We start from the raw sequence: 2,646 nt of genomic DNA on the forward strand, positions 1-2,646 counted from the left end.
AGCCCGCGGCGGTGGAGGTTCCGGCGGCCGAGCCGGCGCCCGAGCCCGCGGCGGTGGAGGTTCCGGCGGCCGAGCCGGCGCCCGAGCCTGCGGCGCTGGAGGTTCCGGCGGCCGAGCCGGCGCCCGAGGCTGCGGCATTGGAGGTTCCGGCGGTCGAGCCGGCGCCCGAGCCTGCGGCGCTGGAGGTTCCGGCGGTCGAGCCGGCGCCCGAGCCTGCGGCGGTGGAGGTTCCGGCGGTCGAGCCGGCGCCCGAGCCTGCCGCGCTGGAGGTTCCGGCGGCCGAGCCGGCGCCCGAGCCTGCGCCGGTGGCCTCCTCGTCCGACGAGGCGGCCCGAACGTGGGCCGACGAGGAGATCGAGCGCGTGATCGAGGAGGCGGCGGCCGCCGCGCCGCTCGCCCCCGCTCCGGTCGAGCCCGAGACCGAGAGCTACCGGGCGGAGAGCTCCCGGGGTGCCATCCCGCTCCCCTCGGCCGAGACGAAGACCATCGAGGATGTCCGGCGCACCTACACCGGTAGGCCGATCACGCTCAACCTCGTCGATGCGGACATCAAGCAGGTCTTCGGCCTGTTCCACGAGATCTCCGGCCTCAACTTCGTCCTCGATCCGGCCGTCTCCGGCACCGTCACCATCGTCGTGGACAAGGTGCCGTGGGACCAGGCGTTGGAGCTGATCCTCAAGAACAACGGCCTCGACATGGTGCTCGAGGGGAACGTCGTCCGGATCGCGCCGATCTCGAAGCTGGCCGAGGAGGCCTCGGCGCGGAAGGCGCTGCGGGAGGCCAAGGAGCTCGAGGCACCGCCCGTGACGATCACCCGAACCCTCTCCTACGCCAAGGCTAAGGACGTCGAGCAGGTGGTGCGCGACGCGATCCTCAGCCAGAAAGGCCGGGTGATCGTCGACGAGCGCACGAACACGCTGATCATCCGGGACATCCCTTCCCGGATCGAGGCGATCGACCGGCTGCTCAGCACCCTCGACGCCGAGACCCCTCAGGTGATGATCCAGGCGCGGATCGTGGAGGTCTCCCGTGACTTTGTCGAGGACCTCGGGATCAGCTGGGGCGCCTCGGCGAATGCCGACCCGAACCTCGGCACGGCGACGGGGCTCCAGTTCCCCAACAGGGCTTCGGTGAACTACGATCTGAACCTGCCGCGGAACCCGGCGGCCTCGGCGCTGGGCTTCTCCTTCGGCAACGTTCTGGACTCGTTCACCCTCGATGTCACGCTCGACGCGCTCGAGACCGAGGGGTACGCGCGGCGCCTCTCGTCGCCCAAGGTCGCCACGCAGAACAACGAGCCGGCGGAGATCGAGCAGGGCGTCCGCATCCCGATCGTCAGCACGACGGCGACCGAGATCGACGTCCGGTTCGTCTCCGCGTCGCTGAGGTTGCGCTGCACGCCTCAGATCACGGCGGAAGGGACCGTGGTCCTCGATATCGAGGTCGAGAACAACTCGCCCGACTTCGTCAACACGGTGGGCGAGGTCCCGGCGATCAACACGCAGCGCGCCCAAACGAAGGTCCTGATCGCCGACGGCGGCACGACGGTGATCGGTGGGATCTTTACCGTGAACGAGGGCCGGAGCGAATCCGGCGTGCCGGTGCTGCGGAAGATCCCCGGACTCGGTTGGCTGTTCCGCTCGCGCAACGAGCAGACGCGCAACCGTGAGCTGCTGATCTTCCTCACCCCGCGGATCATCAAGGCGTCCTGACGCCAGGCACGGAGAAGACGGTATGCATGCCAGCCGCATCACCCTGCTCCCCATCATCGCGCTCGGCTTGATCGCCGCTGCGCTCCTCGCCGCCTGCAACGGCGACATCGACGATCCCGACATCTCGTCGAACCTGGTCGCGGTCGCGGCGTTCAACCCGACGAGCGCCTGCGTGGACGTGGACGGCGAGGGGGTCGACACCAACGGCGACGGGACCGTCGATACGCAGACCTTCACCTCCGTGCAGCAGACGGTGACGCTCGACTCGCGGATGCGCGGGTCGGCTTCGTCGAACCTGAACGACGTGATCTTCAATCAGGTGACGATCGACTACCAGATGACGGCGGGTGGCGTCCCGCCGCAGCGCACGGAAACGATCACCGTGACCGTTCCCGCCGGCGGGACCGCCGATGTCGACGTCACCACCGTCCTCGGAGCGGACATTCCCACTTACTTCTCGCTGAACAGCCGCGGAAACATCCAGCTCACCTTCCGCGGCCACGACATCGCCGGCAACCCCGCCACCGCGGTCGGCTGGACCGCGGTGGAGCCGGCCACCGTCTGCACGGGGAACTGAGGCGCCGGGGCCGCCCGCCGCTGCTCGGCGGCGGGCGGCCGTGGTAGCATCCCGGGCGTCGAAGCGGCGCCGGCCGGCTGGCGCCGCCGGAGGTCTGCGTTGGACGCCCGGGAAATCAAGGACCTGCTGCGGTTCGTCAAGAACGCGGGGTTCCACGAGGTCGAGCTGGAGCTCGAGGGGTTCCGCCTGCGCGTCGTCAAGGACCGCCCGGTGAACGGCGCCCCCGAGGGCGCGGTGGCGGTCCCCCTGCCGGCCGCCGTCCCGGCCGCCCCGGCCGCGGCGACCCCGCCCGCCCCCGAGACCGCTTCCGCCGGTGCGGCGGTGGAGAAGGCGCCTGCCGCCGCGGAGGCCGAGATC

Annotated in this window: 3 protein-coding genes; all 3 read left to right on the forward strand. The window is 70.7% G+C overall.

All coding sequences use genetic code 11. The annotated features are described in order from the left end of the window. On the forward strand, positions 1-1,712 hold a 1,712-nt coding region (pilQ, locus tag D6718_07360), incomplete at its 5' end, for a type IV pilus secretin PilQ (protein RMG45445.1). 22 nt (positions 1,713-1,734) lie between these two features. Then, positions 1,735-2,289 carry a hypothetical protein gene (locus tag D6718_07365; GenBank protein RMG45446.1) on the forward strand — a complete coding sequence of 185 codons (555 nt, stop codon included), beginning with the start codon at positions 1,735-1,737 and terminating at the stop codon, positions 2,287-2,289. A 99-nt stretch (positions 2,290-2,388) separates the two neighbouring features. Beyond that, positions 2,389-2,646, forward strand: a 258-nt coding sequence (locus D6718_07370; GenBank protein ID RMG45447.1) for an acetyl-CoA carboxylase, biotin carboxyl carrier protein, incomplete at its 3' end; no start/stop codon positions are given.

The sequence above is a fragment of the Acidobacteriota bacterium genome, from assembly GCA_003696075.1.
Classification (GTDB): Bacteria; Acidobacteriota; Polarisedimenticolia; order J045; family J045; genus J045.